This window comes from Mycobacterium sp. NPDC050041 (genome assembly GCF_049541695.1).
Taxonomy (GTDB): Bacteria; Actinomycetota; Actinomycetes; order Mycobacteriales; family Mycobacteriaceae; genus Mycobacterium.
This window is the reverse complement of record NZ_JBMVDG010000005.1, coordinates 226,348-241,962: the sequence shown is the minus strand read 5'-3', so window position 1 is coordinate 241,962 and position 15,615 is coordinate 226,348. Positions and strand designations below refer to the sequence as shown.

Annotated in this window: 15 protein-coding genes; 3 read left to right on the top strand and 12 right to left on the bottom strand. The window is 71.4% G+C overall.

Annotated elements, in window-relative coordinates:
* Positions 1 to 21: 21 nt before the first annotated feature.
* Genes ACPCHZ_RS17845 through rimP form a run of 3 tightly spaced genes read right to left on the bottom strand, consistent with a single transcriptional unit; the run spans position 22 to position 2,061 of the window.
* The gene (locus ACPCHZ_RS17845) at positions 22 to 492 is read right to left on the bottom strand and encodes a YlxR family protein (protein WP_423485938.1); all 471 of its coding nucleotides are present in this window, start codon (positions 490 to 492) and stop codon (positions 22 to 24) included.
* Positions 461 to 1,504: a transcription termination factor NusA gene (gene nusA, locus ACPCHZ_RS17840; protein WP_364978912.1), complete on the bottom strand. Its 1,044-nt coding sequence runs from the start codon at positions 1,502 to 1,504 to the stop codon at positions 461 to 463. Before nusA ends, ACPCHZ_RS17845 begins: the two co-directional genes overlap by 32 nt.
* On the bottom strand, positions 1,501 to 2,061 hold the full coding sequence (gene rimP / locus ACPCHZ_RS17835; RefSeq protein WP_423485937.1) for a ribosome maturation factor RimP: 561 nt from the start codon (positions 2,059 to 2,061) through the stop codon (positions 1,501 to 1,503). The genes nusA and rimP overlap by 4 nt, the downstream gene beginning before the upstream one ends.
* Positions 2,062 to 2,272: 211 nt before the next feature.
* Here rimP and ACPCHZ_RS17830 point away from each other — a divergent pair, with 211 nt between their 5' ends.
* Both ACPCHZ_RS17830 and ACPCHZ_RS17825 read left to right on the top strand, forming a co-directional pair.
* Positions 2,273 to 2,788, top strand: coding sequence for a hypothetical protein (locus ACPCHZ_RS17830; protein ID WP_423485936.1), 516 nt, complete (start codon positions 2,273 to 2,275; stop codon positions 2,786 to 2,788).
* Positions 2,785 to 3,255: a ferritin-like domain-containing protein gene (locus ACPCHZ_RS17825; RefSeq protein WP_423485935.1), complete on the top strand. Its 471-nt coding sequence runs from the start codon at positions 2,785 to 2,787 to the stop codon at positions 3,253 to 3,255. Before ACPCHZ_RS17830 ends, ACPCHZ_RS17825 begins: the two co-directional genes overlap by 4 nt.
* Before the next feature lie 6 nt (positions 3,256 to 3,261).
* On the opposite strand, the gene ACPCHZ_RS17820 is transcribed toward ACPCHZ_RS17825, so the two are convergent.
* From ACPCHZ_RS17820 to ACPCHZ_RS17810, 3 genes are all read right to left on the bottom strand, one after another.
* Positions 3,262 to 5,019 carry a proline--tRNA ligase gene (locus ACPCHZ_RS17820; protein ID WP_423485934.1) on the bottom strand — a complete coding sequence of 586 codons (1,758 nt, stop codon included), beginning with the start codon at positions 5,017 to 5,019 and terminating at the stop codon, positions 3,262 to 3,264.
* Positions 5,020 to 5,043: 24 nt separating this feature from the next.
* Positions 5,044 to 6,531, bottom strand: a complete 1,488-nt coding sequence (locus ACPCHZ_RS17815) for an MFS transporter (RefSeq protein WP_423485933.1) — start codon at positions 6,529 to 6,531, stop codon at positions 5,044 to 5,046.
* A gap of 72 nt (positions 6,532 to 6,603) precedes the next feature.
* Positions 6,604 to 7,416, bottom strand: a complete 813-nt coding sequence (locus tag ACPCHZ_RS17810; protein ID WP_423485932.1) for an SDR family oxidoreductase — start codon at positions 7,414 to 7,416, stop codon at positions 6,604 to 6,606.
* A gap of 131 nt (positions 7,417 to 7,547) precedes the next feature.
* Between ACPCHZ_RS17810 and ACPCHZ_RS17805 the strand changes: the two genes are divergently transcribed.
* Entirely contained in the window at positions 7,548 to 8,441 is an 894-nt protein-coding gene (locus ACPCHZ_RS17805) for a LysR family transcriptional regulator (RefSeq protein ID WP_423486098.1), read from the top strand.
* Here ACPCHZ_RS17805 and ACPCHZ_RS17800 read toward each other — a convergent pair.
* Genes ACPCHZ_RS17800 through ACPCHZ_RS17775 form a run of 6 tightly spaced genes read right to left on the bottom strand, consistent with a single transcriptional unit; the run spans position 8,438 to position 15,613 of the window.
* Positions 8,438 to 10,015: an MFS transporter gene (locus ACPCHZ_RS17800; protein WP_423485931.1), complete on the bottom strand. Its 1,578-nt coding sequence runs from the start codon at positions 10,013 to 10,015 to the stop codon at positions 8,438 to 8,440. The genes ACPCHZ_RS17805 and ACPCHZ_RS17800 overlap by 4 nt on opposite strands.
* A gap of 33 nt (positions 10,016 to 10,048) precedes the next feature.
* Positions 10,049 to 11,245, bottom strand: coding sequence for a uroporphyrinogen-III C-methyltransferase (gene cobA / locus ACPCHZ_RS17795; RefSeq protein ID WP_423485930.1), 1,197 nt, complete (start codon positions 11,243 to 11,245; stop codon positions 10,049 to 10,051).
* Positions 11,246 to 11,254: 9 nt separating this feature from the next.
* The gene (locus tag ACPCHZ_RS17790; RefSeq protein WP_423485929.1) at positions 11,255 to 12,613 is read right to left on the bottom strand and encodes a cobyrinate a,c-diamide synthase; all 1,359 of its coding nucleotides are present in this window, start codon (positions 12,611 to 12,613) and stop codon (positions 11,255 to 11,257) included.
* Positions 12,614 to 12,655: 42 nt separating this feature from the next.
* Positions 12,656 to 13,270, bottom strand: coding sequence for a cob(I)yrinic acid a,c-diamide adenosyltransferase (gene cobO, locus ACPCHZ_RS17785; protein ID WP_364978882.1), 615 nt, complete (start codon positions 13,268 to 13,270; stop codon positions 12,656 to 12,658).
* 19 nt (positions 13,271 to 13,289) lie between these two features.
* Positions 13,290 to 15,152, bottom strand: coding sequence for a magnesium chelatase subunit D family protein (locus ACPCHZ_RS17780; RefSeq protein WP_423485928.1), 1,863 nt, complete (start codon positions 15,150 to 15,152; stop codon positions 13,290 to 13,292).
* Positions 15,149 to 15,613 carry a GNAT family N-acetyltransferase gene (locus ACPCHZ_RS17775; protein ID WP_423485927.1) on the bottom strand — a complete coding sequence of 155 codons (465 nt, stop codon included), beginning with the start codon at positions 15,611 to 15,613 and terminating at the stop codon, positions 15,149 to 15,151. The genes ACPCHZ_RS17780 and ACPCHZ_RS17775 overlap by 4 nt, the downstream gene beginning before the upstream one ends.
* Positions 15,614 to 15,615 lie beyond the last annotated feature (2 nt).

Sequence of the window (15,615 nt, the reverse complement as noted above, 5' to 3'; positions counted from 1 at the left end):
TGACGCATGGTCATCGGGACTTCACGGTGTGCTCATTTTTCTCGCTACCTGTTCTGTCGACCGGGCGTCCGAGTTCCTCGAGATGTCCTCGACGTACTCGGTCACCGCGGTGAGGTCCGGTGAACCGGTGATCCGCAACGCTCGCACGAACGCTCGCCGCCGGATTGCTGCGTGTAGGCATTGCGGGTCGGGATGCAGCCATGCACCCCGCCCAGGCAGATTACCCGCCGTGTCGACGATCGCGGCGCACGCGCCGTTCGCGTCGACCGCGACCACTCGGAGCAGTTCGACAGCCAGCTCTCGCTTCCGGCACCCCACACAGGTCCGCACCGGCCCGACCGGTAGGTCGGCGGCGCGCCCCCGTTGGGACACCGGAGTCTCGCGCTGGATCACGGCTGAGTCTACCGCCACGGACCCGTTGCGCCGAAACCGTGGTCCAGGTGTGGGATTCTGCGACCGGTCAGGCGTCGCGCGCCGCGCCGTGTGGCGCATCGCGCCCGGACGGTGCCGGGCCGGTCGGGGCGGCGTCGCTGCGGATGTCGATACGCCAGCCGGTCAGGCGCGCCGCCAGGCGGGCGTTCTGGCCCTCCTTGCCGATCGCCAGCGACAGCTGGTAGTCGGGCACCACCACCCGCGCGGCTCGGGCGCCCTCGTCGATCACCGAGACCGACACCACCTTGGCGGGCGACAGCGCGTTCGCCACGAACCGGGCGGGGTCGTCGTCGTGGTCGATGATGTCGATCTTCTCCCCCGACAGTTCGCTCATCACGTTGCGCACCCGCTGGCCCATCGGCCCGATGCACGCACCCTTGGCGTTGAGGCCCGGTACCCGCGAGGCGACGGCGATCTTCGAGCGGTGGCCGGCCTCACGGGCCACCGCGACGATCTCCACCGATCCGTCGTTGATCTCCGGCACCTCGAGGGAGAACAGCTTGCGCACCAGGTTCGGGTGTGTGCGCGACAAGGTGATCAGCGGTTCGCGGGCGCCGCGCGAGACGCCCACGACGTAGCAGCGCAGCCGGTCCCCGTGCTCGTAGCTCTCGCCGGGCACCTGTTCGGCGGCCGGGATCACCCCTTCTGAGCCCTTGGTCTCGCTGCCCATCCGGACGACGACCAGCCCGCGTGCGTTGGCGCGGGCGTCGCGCTGGATCACCCCGCCGACGATGTCGCCCTCACGGGCGGAGAACTCGCCGTAGTTCTTCTCGTTCTCGGCGTCGCGGAGGCGCTGCAGGATCACCTGCCGTGCGGTCGTCGCGGCGATGCGGCCGAAACCCTCAGGGGTGTCGTCCCATTCGTGCACGACGTTGCCGTCGGCATCGGTCTGGCGGGCGATCACCTTGACGACACCGGTCTTCCGGTCGATGTCGATGTGGGCGTCGGGTTCATGCCCTTCGGTGTGCCGGTAGGCGGTGAGCAACGCCGACTTGATCGTGTCGACCACGACGTCGACCGTGATGCCCTTGTCCGCCTCGATGGCATGCAGGGCCGCCATGTCGATGTTCATTCCACACCCTCCTTCCGTGGTCGTCCTGCCAGCTCCAGCTCACGCGAATTGGGAGGCGAGAACTCTACTTGGACAACAGCTTTGGTGATCCCGTCGAACGGCAGCTCACGGACCGACAGGGTGGGCCGCCCGCCTTCGCGGACGATCAGCCGCACCAGGCCGTCCGCGCTCTCGCCCAGCCGGCCGGTCACCTGTGACCCGTCGGCCAGCGTCACCTCGACCTTGCGGCCCTGCGCGCGGCGGAAGTGCTTCTCGGTGACCAGGGGACGCTCCACCCCGCGCGAGGTGACCTCGAGCACGTAGCCGGCGTCGGCGCCCTGGCCGGTTTCCGGATCGAGACGGTCGAGCAGCTCGGAGGCGGTGCGCGACAGCTCGGCGATCGCGTCGAGGCTCACACCGCCGTCGGCGTCGGCGATCACGGTGATCCGCGGCGGCCGCGTCGCACCGTCGATCACCACGTCCTCGATCTCGTAACCGGCGCGCGCGAACTCGCCGTCGAGAACGGCGATCACCTGATCCTGCGTCGGTAACCCGGACGATCGTGGGTCGAGCGCCACGGCGAGCTCCTCATCTTGAGTTGTCCGGACACGACTCCCTGGGTTCGGCCCCTTCGAGGCGTCGCCTCGAACCCCCGGAATCGACTATCCACGATACGCCAGGCCGCAGGGCGCACATCGGAAACGGCAGCGCACACGCCCCGCGGAGCTGCCGTCGACCGTCGGGCGCCCGGCTCGTCGGCGTCATCCGCCGGGCAACGGCAATGGCAGGATGTTGCTCGTGCCGAGCGTCAATCCGGTCGTCAGCAGGCGACGCGTGCTGGTGGCCGCGACCACCCTCGCCCTGCTGGGAGCCGCCTCCACCGCCTGCGGGACGCCGCCTCCGCCACCCGAGGTCGACGAGTTGATCGCGCAGATCGAGCGTGCGCGCAACGACGGCTCACTGGCAACCAGGGCGGCGGCGGCCGCCAGACCGCCGATGGCGCAGGCTTTGACCGAGGTGGCCGCCGAACGCGCCGAGCACGTCCGCGCGCTCGAGGACGAGCTGACCCGCATCGTCGCGGCCGCGGACGCGCCGACCACCACCACCACCTCGTCGTCGACCCCCGCGGAGCCGGTGAAACCGCCCACCGCCGCCGAGGTGGCCGGTGCGCTGCGGCAATCCGCCGAGAGTGCGGCAGGCCTGGCGGCCGAGCTGTCCGGCTATCGCGCAGGTCTGCTCGGCTCGATCGCCGCGGCCTGCACGGCCGCCTCGCTGGTGGCCCTTGCGCCCGAGGAGTCGTCGTGACCTCACCCGAACCGACCATGCCGACGCGGCCTTCCGGCCCCGACGCCGGCGCCCTCTACGACGCCGTCGCCACCGAGCACGCCGTCATCTACGGCTACGGCTTGGTGTCCGTGCACTCGACGCCGGAACTGAACGCGTTGGTGTCGGGATCGATGGCCGAGCACCGGGAACGCCGCGAGGCCGCGATCGCGATGCTCGACGGCCGGTCGGTGGCGGCGCCGCTGCCCGAACCCGGCTACCGGTTGCCGTCGCCGGTGAACAGCCCGACCGACGCCGCCGAGCTGGCCGCGCAGATGGAGCGCGACGCCGCGACGGCGTGGCGGGCGGTGCTCGAGCAGGCCACCACCGCCGAGGACCGCACCTTCGCCGTGACGGCGTTGACGCAGTGCGCGGTCAGGACCGCCCGCTGGAACCGGGTGCTCGGTGTCTCGCCGGTGACCGTCGCGTTCCCCGGCGGCAACGAGTAGCGGGCGTCAGCCGGCGATCGCGCCGGATATCTCGGTGGCCGCGGCATCGACGGCGATCTCGCGCGTCTCACCGGTGAACCGGTTGCGCAGCTCGACCGTGCCGTCGGCCCAGCCGCGGCCCACCACCACGATCCACGGCACCCCGAGCAGCTCAGCGTCCTTGAACTTCACCCCGGGCGAGGCCTTCCGGTCGTCGAGCAGCACGTCGACACCGAGCCGGTCGAGGTCGGCGGCCAGCTCGGTCGCGCCGGCGCGGGCGGCCTCGTCCTTGTTCGCGATCACCAGGTGGGCGTCGAACGGCGACACCGACGAGGGCCAGCGCAGACCGATCTCGTCGTGCTGCTGCTCGGCGATCACGGCGACCAGCCGGGACACGCCGATGCCGTAGGAGCCCATCGTCAACCGCACCGGCTTGCCGTCCTCGCCGAGCACGTCGACGGTGAACGCCTCTGTGTACTTGCGGCCGAGCTGGAAGATGTGGCCGATCTCGATGCCGCGCGCACTCACCAGCGGACCGGCGCCGTCGGGCGACGGATCGCCGTCGCGGACGTCGGCGGCCTCGATGGTGCCGTCGGCGGTGAAGTCGCGTCCCGCGACCATGCCGACCACGTGCTTGTTCGGTGCGTCGGCGCCGGTGATCCAGGCCGTCCCGTCGACGATCCGCGGGTCGACCAGGAATCGGACGCCGTTGTCCGCCAATGCCTTCGGTCCAACGTAGCCCTTGACCAGGAACGGGTACCGCGCGAAGTCGGCGTCGTCGAGCAGTGCGTACTCGGCGGGTTCCAGCGCGGCGCCGAGGCGCTTCTCGTCGACCTCGCGATCGCCGGGCACACCGATCGCCAACAGTTCCCACTCCCCGCCGGGTTCGCGGACCTTGAGCAGCACGTTCTTCAGCGTGTCCGCGGCGGTGACGGTGCGGCCGGCGAAGCCGGGCAGATCGGCGCTGTTGGCCCAGTCGACGAGCGTGGCGATGGTCGGGGCGTCGGGGGTGTCGTACACCGTCGCGTCGGGCAGTCCGTCGATCGGCAGCGATTCCGGCACCCGGGTGATCACCGCCTCCACGTTGGCGGCGTATCCCGACTCCAGGCAGCGGACGAAGGTGTCCTCGCCGATCTCACTCTCGGCCAGGAACTCCTCGGAGGCGCTGCCGCCCATCGCACCCGAGACCGCCGACACGATGACGTACTGGACACCGAGGCGGGCGAAGATCCGTTGGTAGGCCTCGCGGTGCGCGTGATACGCCTTCTTCAGTCCGTCGTCGTCGACGTCGAAACTGTAGGAGTCCTTCATCACGAACTCGCGCCCGCGCAGGATGCCCGCCCGCGGCCTGGCCTCGTCGCGGTACTTGTTCTGGATCTGGTAGAGCCGCAGCGGGAAGTCCTTGTAGGAGCTGTACTCCCCCTTCACGGTCAGCGCGAAGAGCTCCTCGTGGGTGGGCCCGAGCATGTAGTCGTTGCGGCGGCGGTCCTTGAGCCGGAACACGCTGTCGCCGTACTCGGTCCACCGATTCGTCGTCTCGTACGGTGCGCGGGGAACCAGCGCGGGCAGCAGGATCTCCTGTCCACCGATGTGCGCCATCTCGTCGCGGATGATGCCCTCGATCTTGCGCAGCACCCGCAGCCCGAGCGGCAGCCAGCTGTACAGCCCCGGCCCCACCGGCCGGACGTAGCCGGCGCGGATGAGCAGCTTGTGGCTGGGCACCTCCGCGTCGGCCGGGTCGTCGCGGAGGGTGCGCAGGAACAGCTCGGACATACGGGTGATCACGAGCGACCACCTTAGCTTGACGCCTCAGAGCTCCCCGGCGTCGAACGCCTCGCGGGTGTGCTGGGCCACCGCGATCTGACGTGCCGAGAAGCCGATGAACAGCGCCGCCGCCCCGACCAGGATCGCGATGGCCGCCACCCACAGCAGGGCATAGGTGTAGCCCTGGCCGAGCGCGTCGAGTTGCCCGTCCGTCATGTCCTTCACCGAGCCGGTGGTGCCGCCCAGGTACAACGTGCGCGAGGTCTGCACCGCCTGGATCGCCACCAGCATCAGCGGCCCGCCGAGGTTGAACACCATCAGCGTGATCGACGAGACCGGACCGATCTCGCGCGGGCCGACCTCGGCTATGGCGCACAGCGGCAGCACCACCGAGATCACCCCGATGCCGAAGCCCGCGAACAGGATCGGCGCGAACAGGTCCGGGAAGTAGGCCACGGTCCGGGTGAGGGTGGAGCCGAACAGCATGGCGCCGAGCACGAAGACACCGGCGCCGATGACCACCCACCGTGGCGCGATCCTCGGCGCCAGCCGGGCGGCGACCACGTTGCCGACCCCGAAGCCGACGGCGAACGGCAGGAACCCGATGCCGGCCTGCAGCGCCGAGTAGCCCATCACGTCCTGGATGTAGAGGCCCATCATCACCGAGATGGTCAGCATCACGCCGCCGGCCAGGAAGTACGCCGCGAGCGTCGCCACCCGGTTGCGGTTGTCGAACACCGAGAACGGGACGATCGGGTGCGCGGCCCTGCGCTCGACGAGCAGGAACGAGATGAAGAAGACGACCGCGGCGGCGCCCGCGGCGATGACGAACGGGTCGATCCAGCCGCGCGGCGGGCCCTGGGTGAAGACCAGCACCGCTGCCGTGCAGCCGAGCGTGGCCAGCAGCGCCCCCACCACGTCGAGCTTGAGCCGCTCGTGGTGGGTCTCGGTGATCCGGTAGACGGCCACGGCGATCACCGCGATGCCGATCGGCACGTTGATCAGGAACGCCAGCCGCCACGACACGACGGTGAAGGCGCCGCCGAGGATGAGGCCCAGCACCGATCCGGCGGCCTGCATCGCCGCCGACACCGCCAGCGCCCGGTTGCGGGGAGCGCCGATCGCGTAGGTGGTCGCGATCAGCGCCAGTCCCGTCGGCGCCGCCACCGCCGCCCCGGTGCCCTGCACCGCGCGGGCGATCACCAGCGTGAGGCCATCGGTGGCCAGGCCGCAGACCAGCGACGCGAGGGTGAACACCCCAACACCCGACAGGAATGCCCGCTTGTGCCCGACCGCGTCGCCGATCCGCCCGCCGAGCAGCAGCAGCCCGCCGAAGGCCAGCACGTAGGCGGTGACCACCCAGCTCTTGGCGGCGTCGGACATGTCGAGGTCGGACTGGATGCGCGGCAGCGCGACGATCACGATGGTGCCGTCGAGCGTCGACATCAGCTGCATGCCGGTGATCGCCACGATCGCGACACCGAGCACCGACCTGGTCAGCGGCTGCGACCCGGAGGACCCCTGCGCCGACATGGCTCACGACCCTACCGTGGCGATTTCGGCGCGCCCGCCGACGCTGTGCGACGGTATCCGCGCCGAAATCGCTCAGAAGTCGGCGGTCGCGGCGTTCTCGCGCTGGGCGGTGACGTCGTCCAGCCGGGCCCGCAACGCCCCGGTGATCAGCGTCCAGGCATCGGAGCCGAGCACCAGGCGGCGCGGCGGGTCGCCGGAGTCGGCGGCACGGATGATGGCCGCGACGGTGCGCTCGGGGTCGTCGGTCATCTCCTCGACGGTGGTGGCGGGCGCGTCGGCGGGCCCGCCGCGGTAGGGCTCGCTGAGCGGAACCCGCGCGGCCGCCTCGAAGAAGCCGGTGCGCACCACACCCGGTGCGATCAGCGTGGTGCGGATGCCGAACGGTTCGATCTCGGCGGCGAGGGCGTCGTAAAAGCCCTCGATGCCCCACTTGGTGACGTGGTAGAGCGAGAAGGCCGGGAACGTCATGTGCCCGCCCATGCTCGACATCTGCATCAGCAGCCCGCCGCCCTGGGCGCGCAGGTGCGGCAGCACCGCACGGGCGAGCTGGATGGACGCGGTGAGGTTGGTGGCGATCATCTGGTCGATCTGCTCGTCGGTGAGGTCCTCCGCGACGCCGAACACTCCGTATCCCGCGTTGGAGACGACGACGTCGATGCGGCCGTGCGCGGCGAACGCCTCGGCGACGACCGCACGGACGGCGTCGGTGTCGGTGACGTCGAGCGCCGCCCGCCACAGCCGGTCACCGTGCCGTGCCGCCAGATCGTCGAGCTGTTCGGGTCGCCGCAGCGTCGCCGCGACGGTGTCACCGCGCGCCAGCAGCTGCTCGACGAGTTCGCGGCCCATACCGCGGGACGCGCCCGTGACGAACCAGGTCCTGGTCATGTCGAACTTCCTTCCTTCGGCTTCTCCATGACTCAACCGCGCAGGCCCGGCCGATGTATCCATGCGGGCAATGAGCGATCCGACGGACACCCATACGTAATGCGCATGCCTAGGGTGGAGTCGTGACCGAGATGACGCTCGAGGGGCTACGGGTGTGCCGCGAGATCGCCCTGCTGGGATCGTTCACGGCCGCCGCCCGCTCCCTGGGGTACTCGCAGCCCGCGATCTCGCGGCAGGTCGCGGCGATGGAAGACGCCGCGGGCTACCGGTTGTTCCTTCGCGAGGTGCGCGGGGTGAGCCTCACCCCGGCGGGGGCGGTGGTGGTGGAACACGCTGCTCATGTCCTCGGCGCGGCGGCCGCACTGCGCCACGAACTCGACGGCCTCGGCGACCGGCTCGCGGGTCGGGTGGCGGTGGGCGCCTTCCCCTCGGCGATGGCCGTGCTGGTGCCGCGGGCCGTTGCGCGGCTGGCGGTCGACCATCCGGGCCTGAGGGTGAGCCTGCGCGAGGCGGCCACTCCGGCGCTGCTGCGCGAGCTCCGCGCGCGCCGGCTGGGTGTCGCCGTCGTCGGCACGGGCGCGGGCCTGCCCGACTACGACGTCGACGGCCTCGCCGCGCGCCGCATCTACGCCGGCGACCTGTGCGTGGCGGTGCCCACCGGGCACCGGCTGGCGGCTGCAGGCCGGGTGGCGGTCCGCGAACTCGCCGACGAGGCGTGGATCGCCGGCACGGGTTCGGCGGGCGATCCGCAGTTCACGGCGTGGCCGACGCTGTCCGATCCGGTGATCCGGCACCGGGTGAGCGGATGGCCGGCGCGACTCGGGCTGGTGGCCGCGGGTCTGGGGATCTGTCTGATGCCGGAGCTGGCGGCGAGGTCGGTGCCCGACGGTGTCACCACCGTGGGCGTCGACGACCCGAACTGGCTGGGCCGCAGCACGGTGGCGCTCACCGCGGTGGACGCCGGTGACGAGGTCGGCGCGGTGGTCGCCGCGCTGCGCTCGGTCGCCGGGGAGATCTCGGGTTAGAGCTCTCCGGCGTCGATCGCGTCCTTGACCTCTTGCGCATGCGCGACCTGCTGGCTGGTGTAGCCGATGAGCAGCGCGGCGCCACCGACCAGGACCGCGACGGCGGCCACCCACAGCAGGCCGTAGGTGTATCCGGCGTCGAGGGCGGCCAGCTGGGTGGTGTCCATGTTCTTCACCGGGCCCGTGGTGCCACCCAGGTACAGCGTCCGGGAGGTGATGACGGCCTGGATGATCGCGAGCACGATGGGCCCGCCGAGGTTCTGCATCATCAGCGTGATCGCCGAGACCGGACCGATCTGGTCGAACCCGACACCCGCGATGGCCGACAGCATCAGCGCGACGAAGATGATGCCGATGCCGATGCCGCCCACCACGAGCGGGATCACCAGGTTCGGGAAGTACGGGATGCCGCTGTTGAGCGTCGAGCCGTAGACCATCGCGCCGAGCACGAGAACACCGCCGGCGATCACCAGGACCCGCGGCGGGAAGATCGACACCAGCTGCGAGGAGAGCGCCAGACCGATGCCCATCGCGATGGCGAACGGGATGAAGCCGATCCCCGCCCGCAGCGGGCTGTAGCCGAGGATGTCCTGGACGTAGAGGCCGATCAGCACCGACAGGGTGAACATCACGCCGCCGGCCAGGAAGACCGCCCCGAACGTGGCCAGCCGGTTGCGGTCCTTGAAGAGGTCGAACGGCACTACCGGGTTCTCGGCGGTGCGCTCGACGATGATGAACGCGACGAGGCAGATCAGCGCGGCGATGCCGGAGCCGATGGTGATCGGTGAGATCCAGCCCTGTTCGGGACCCATGGAGAAGGCGAGCACCGCGGCCGTGCAGCCCAGCGTCGCCAGGAGCGCGCCGGTGGCGTCGAGCTTGAGCCGCTCCTTGTGGGTCTCCCGCAGCGCCGTGTGGGCCAGGTAGACGATCAGCAGCCCGATCGGGACGTTGACCAGGAACGCCAGCCGCCATGACACCTCGGTCAGCGCGCCGCCGACGACCAGTCCCATGACCGAACCGACACCGGTCATCGCGGCGAACACCGCGGTGGCGGCGTTGCGGGCCGGGCCCTTCGCGAACGTCGTCGCGACGAGGGCCAGTGCGGTGGGCGAGGCGATCGCCGCGCCGACGCCCTGCAGCAGTCGCGCGATCACCAGCGTGGCCTCGTCCCAGGCGATCCCGCACAGGACCGAGGCGATGGTGAACAGCGCGACGCCGACGATGAACGTCCGCTTGCGGCCGATGGAGTCGCCGAGGCGGCCACCCAGCAGCATCAGCCCGCCGAACGTGAGCACGTAGGCCGTGATGACCCAGCTGCGCCCGGCGTCGGAGAGATTGAGTGAATCCTGGATCTTGGGGAGCGCGACGATGGCGATGGTGCCGTCCATCGTGGCCATCAGCTGCATGCCGGCGATGGCGATCACCGCGGCGAAGAACCGCCGCGACGGAACCCACGCCGGAGCCTTGGCGGTGCGTGCCTTGGCCGTCTTGTCGCCCGACGGCACAGCCCGCCCGGTACCCCCGGCGGCATCGCTGAACATGGCTGCGCGCTCTGCGTCATTGAGAGCCGTCATAACGGGTTACCTTACAGTAATCTTAAGAACCCTTTAACCGCCGAAGGCCGCGACCGGCCCGATCACGATGATCGCGGGAGGTCGGATGCCCTCTTCGCGGATCCGCTGCGGCGCGTCGGCGAGGGTCGCCCGCAAACTCCGTTGCGCCGACGTGGTGCCGTGCTGAACCACCAGGACCGGGGTCTCCGCAGGTCGCCCGCCGTCCAGCAGCGCCTTGGCGAACAGTTCGATGCGTTCCACCGCCATCAGCAACACGATGGTGCCCGTGAGCGCGGCGAGTGCATCCCAATTCACTAACGATTCGGGATGGTCGGGTGCAACATGCCCGCTGACCACCACGAATTCATGCGTGACGTGGCGATGGGTGACCGGGACGCCGGCCAGCGCGGGCACTCCTATGGCACTGGTCACACCGGGCACGACGGTCACCGGAATCCCCGCCTCGGCGCACGCGATCACCTCCTCGTAGCCGCGTGCGAACACGAATGGGTCGCCGCCCTTGAGCCGCACCACGAACTTGCCCGCCCGCGCGCGCTCGACGAGCACCTCGTTGATCGCGTCCTGCGCCATCGCCCGGCCGTAGGGGATCTTGGCGGCGTCGATCACCTCGACGTGCGGCGCCAGCTCGGCGAGCAGCTCCGGCGGCGCCAGCCGGTCGGCGACCACCACGTCGGCCTGCGCCAGCAGCCGCCGCCCACGCACGGTGATCAGCTCGGGGTCACCGGGCCCGCCGCCGACCAGCGCGACGCCGGCCCGCATCGTCTCGGAGTTGTCCGCGGCGATGAGACCCTGCTGCAGCGCCTCGTGGATCGCCGACCGGATCGCCGCCGAGCGGCGGTGCTCGCCGGCGGCCAGCACCCCGACCGCCAGCCCCTCGTACTCGAACGACGCCGGGGTGACCGCCGTCCCGTCCCGGGCCACGTCGGCACGCACGCAGAAGATGCGCCTGCGCTCGGCCTCGGCGACGACCGCGGCGTTGACGCCGGGATCGTCGGTCGCGGCGATCGCGTACCAGGCGCCGTCGAGGTCGCCGTCGCGGAAGTCGCGCAGTTCCAGTGTGATCCCCGTCATGGCCTCCACGGCGGGCGTGGCGGCCCGCGCGATGACGTGCACGTCGGCCTCGTTGGCGATGAGCAGCGGCAGCCGACGCTGCGCGACGGTCCCGCCACCGACGACGACGACCTTCTTGCCGGCCAGCCGCAGTCCTACCAGGTAGGCGTTCTCGGTCACCCGCCGAGCTTAGAGCCGCGCAGCGGCGGCCACGAAACGGGTGACCGCCGCCGGCGCCGCGGCCGGATGGGTGTGCAGGTACGACGCGTGCACGTTGCCGTCGAGGGCACCCTCCTGCGCAGACCGCGCACGGTCGCCGGAGAACCTCCACGCCGGACTGTAGTCGCCGGTGAACTTCGTTGCGGTGCGGTGAAATTCGTGGCCCGTGACGGTGTCGCCCACCTGGTACATCACCGACTCACTGGTCGCGAGCGCGCTGCGGTAGCCCAGTGTGAGTCGCGGGGTGAACTCCGCCGAACCCGACAGCACGCCGCACATCGGGTGGCCGTCGAGTTCGTCGACCAGGTAGGTCAGGCCACCGCATTCGGCGTGCACCGGCGCACCGTCGGCCGCCAGCGTCCTGATCTGTTGACGCAGAATGTCATTGGCGGACAGTTCGGCTGCGTGCTGCTCGGGGAAGCCGCCCGGCAGCACCAGCGCGGCGGTCCGCGACGGCAGCGGATCGGTCAGCGGGTCGAACTCGACCACCTCCGCCCCCGCAGCCCGCAGCATCTCGGCGTGCTCGGTGTAGCGGAAGTTGAAGGCGTTGCCCGCCGCGACGGCCACCGTGACACCGTTGCCCGCCGGTTCTCCGGTGCCGGGATCCCACGGGGCATCGGTGACACGGCCGGTCGCGATCTCGCTGATCCCCATCAGATCCAGGTGGCGGCCCACCACCTCGGTCATCGCCTCCACCGCGTCCCGGGCCTGCGCGCCGTGCTCGCCCGCGGTCACCAGCCCGAGGTGACGTGACGGCACGGCCAGTGCCTCCGTGCGCGGGATCGCCCCGAACACCGGCAGCCCGACGTACTCGCAGGCCTGCCGCAGCACCTGCTCGTGTCGCGGTGAGCCGACACGGTTGAGGATCACCCCGGCGATCCGCACGCCCGGGTCGAAGCTGACGAAGCCGTGCAGCAGGGCGGCGACGCTGTGGCTCTGGCCGCGGGCATCGATCACCAGCACCACCGGCGCACCCAGCAGCGCCGCCACCTGTGCGGTGGAGCCGCGGGCGGGCCCGGTGATCGGCTCGTCGCCGATGCGGCCGTCGAACAGACCCATCACACCTTCGACGACGGCGACGTCCGCTCCCGCGCTGCCGTGCCGGTAGAGCGGCCCGATCAGCGACTCGCCGACGAGCACGGGGTCGAGGTTGCGGCCCGGCCTGCGTGCCGCCAGCGCGTGATAGCCCGGGTCGATGAAGTCCGGCCCCACCTTGAACGGCGCGACGGTGCGGCCCGCCTGTCGCAGCGCGCCCATCAAACCCGTTGCGACGGTGGTCTTCCCGCTGCCCGAGGCGGGAGCGGCGATCACCACGGCCGGCACGCTCACGCGCTCACCACTCGCAGGCCCGTCGGTCGCGCCTCGCTGCGCTCACCACTCGATACCCTTCTGGCCCTTGCGGCCCACATCCATCGGATGCTTCACCTTCGTCATCTCGGTGACCAGGTCGGCGGCGTCGAGCAGCGCCTGCGGCGCGTCGCGCCCTGTGATCACCACGTGCTGATTGCCGGGCCGGTCGGCCAGCGTGGCGACGACCTCGTCGACGTCGACCCACCCCCACTTGAGCGGATAGGTGAACTCGTCGAGCACGTAGAAGTCGTGCCGCTGCTCAGCCAGCCGGCGGGTGATCTCCGCCCACCCGTCGGCTGCGGCCGCCGCGTGGTCGTCGGCACTGCCCGCCTTGCGCGACCACGACCACCCGGAGCCCATCTTGTGCCATTCGACGGGCCCGCCGACGCCGTCGCGGTCGTGCAGGCGGCCGAGTTCGCGGAACGCCGCCTCTTCGCCCACCTTCCACTTCGCGCTCTTGACGAACTGGAACACCGCGATGTCGAACCCCTGGTTCCACGCCCGCAGCGCCATCCCGAACGCCGCGGTCGACTTTCCCTTGCCCGGACCGGTGTGCACGGCGAGCAGCGGCGCGTTGCGGCGAGCGCGGGTGCTCAGCCCGTCGGCGGGGACGGTCAGCGGGCGGCCCTGGGGCATGGCGGTCCTCCTCGGTGGTTCAGGCCGCGGTGCGGTCGGCCCGGCTGACCACCCGGGTCAGCTCGTCGGCGTGCAGGTGCGCCAGCCGCACCGACGGCGCACCGAGATGCGCGGCGAGGTCGTCGGCCAGACCCAGTCGCACGAATGACGTCTCACAGTCCACCACGACCGCCGCGGCGCCCTCGGCGACCAGCCGTGCGGCTGCCGCCCGCGCCCTGCCCACGGGGTCCGGGCCGCCGGTCGCCCGGCCGTCGGTGAGGATCACCACGAGCGCGCGGCGGGCCCGGTCGCGGGCCTTCTCCCGAACAACCACGTCGCGGGCGGTCAGCAGTCCCTGGGCGAGCGGGGTCCGGCCGCCGGTGTCGAAGCGGGCCAGCCGCCTACTGGCGATGTACACCGACGACGTCGGGGGCAGCAGCACCCGCGCGCCGTCGCCGCGGAATGTGATCACCGCGACCTTGTCCCGCCGCTGGTAAGCGTCGCGCAGCAGTGACAGCGTCGCGCCGCCGACCGCGGCCATCCGGTCGCGGGCGGCCATCGACCCCGACGCGTCCACCACGAAGATCACCAGATTGCCCTCGCGGCCCACCCGCACCGCGCGCCGCACGTCCTCGGGCCCGGGGCGCGGACGTCCCGCCGCGCGTTGCGAATTGGCGGCGGCCAGCAGAGTGCCGAAGATGTGCACACCGTGGCCCGCGCCGGGTTCGGCGGTCGCGGACACGACGGTGCCGGTGCGGTTCCTGGCCCTCGAGCGGCGGCCGGGGGCGCCCTCCCCCACGCCGGGCACGGTCAGCGCCTTCGTGCGGAACACCCCCGTCGGCGCCGCATTGGACTGCGTCGAAGGCGGCGACTCTCGTTGTGCGCCGGTCGAATCCGCGGATCCGTCGGCCGAGGCCCCGCCACCGGGCGGATCGGGATCCGGGTCGTCGGGCCCGGACTCGGCGTCGGTGCTCTGCGCACCGGCCTCCTCCATCGCCTCGTCGAGACGCTGCGGGTCCAGGCCGGGGTCGTCGAACGGGTCGCGGCGGCGACGGTGTGGCAGCGCCAGTTCGGCAGCGACCCGGATGTCCTCCTCGGCGACGGTTTCGGCGCCCCGCCAGGCGGCGTGGGCGACCGCGGTGCGCGCCACCACCAGGTCGGCGCGCATGCCGTCGACGTCGAACGCCGCACACAGCGCGGCGATCCGGCGTAACTCGCTGTCGGGCAACACCACCCGGGCGACGAGAGCCCGGGCGTCGGCGATGCGGCGGGCCAGCTCGGCGTCGGATTCGGCATAGGCGGCCGAGAAGCCGGCCGGATCGGCCTCGTACGCCAGCCGGGCCCGGATGACGTCGGCGCGGACGTCGACGTCGCGGGAGGCCGCGACGTCAACGGTGAGCCCGAAACGGTCGAGCAGCTGCGGCCGCAGCTCCCCCTCTTCGGGGTTCATCGTGCCAATCAGGACGAACCGGGCGTCGTGCGAGTGCGAGATGCCGTCGCGCTCGACGTGCACCCGGCCCATCGCCGCGGCGTCGAGCAGCACGTCGACCAGGTGGTCGTGCAGCAGGTTGACCTCGTCGACATAGAGCACGCCGCCGTGCGCGCGGGCCAGCAGACCCGGTGAGAACGCATGCTCGCCGTCGCGCAGCACCTTCTGCAGGTCCAGCGATCCGACCACGCGGTCCTCGGTGGCCCCGATGGGCAGTTCGACGAGCCGCGCGCCTGCGTCGACGGCCGTGAGGACCCGGGCCAGGGCGCGCACCGCCGTCGACTTGGCGGTGCCCTTCTCCCCGCGGATCAGCACCCCGCCGATCTCCGGGCGCACCGCGCACAGCAGCAGCGCCAGGCGCAGCCGGTCGTGCCCGACGAGTGCGCTGAACGGGTAGCCGGGTTCGGCGCTCACTGCGCCGCCCCGGACGCTGCCCGCAGCATGGGCACGTGCGGGATCCCGTCGTCGAGGAACTCGTCGCCGTCGCGGACGAACCCGTGGCCCCGGTACATCTCCTCGAGGTAGGTCTGCGCGTCGATGCGGCAGGGGTGGTCGCCGACGTCGGCGAGGGCGGCCTGCATCAGCCGGTGGGTGTGGCCGTGGCCGCGGGCGTCGCGCTTGGTGCACACCCGGCCGATGCGGAAGCCCTTCTGCCCGCCGGGATGCTCCTCCATCAACCGCAGGGTCGAGATGACTTCTCCGTCAACGCCTTCGAGCCAGAAGTGCCGGGTCTCGGCGAGCAGGTCGCGGCCGTCGAGCTCCGGGTACGGGCACGCCTGTTCGACGACGAACACCTCGACACGCAACTTCAGCAGCTCGTAGAGCGTTGCCGCGCTGAGGTCCTTGGCCCAGCTGCGCCGCAGCGCGACAGTCATCC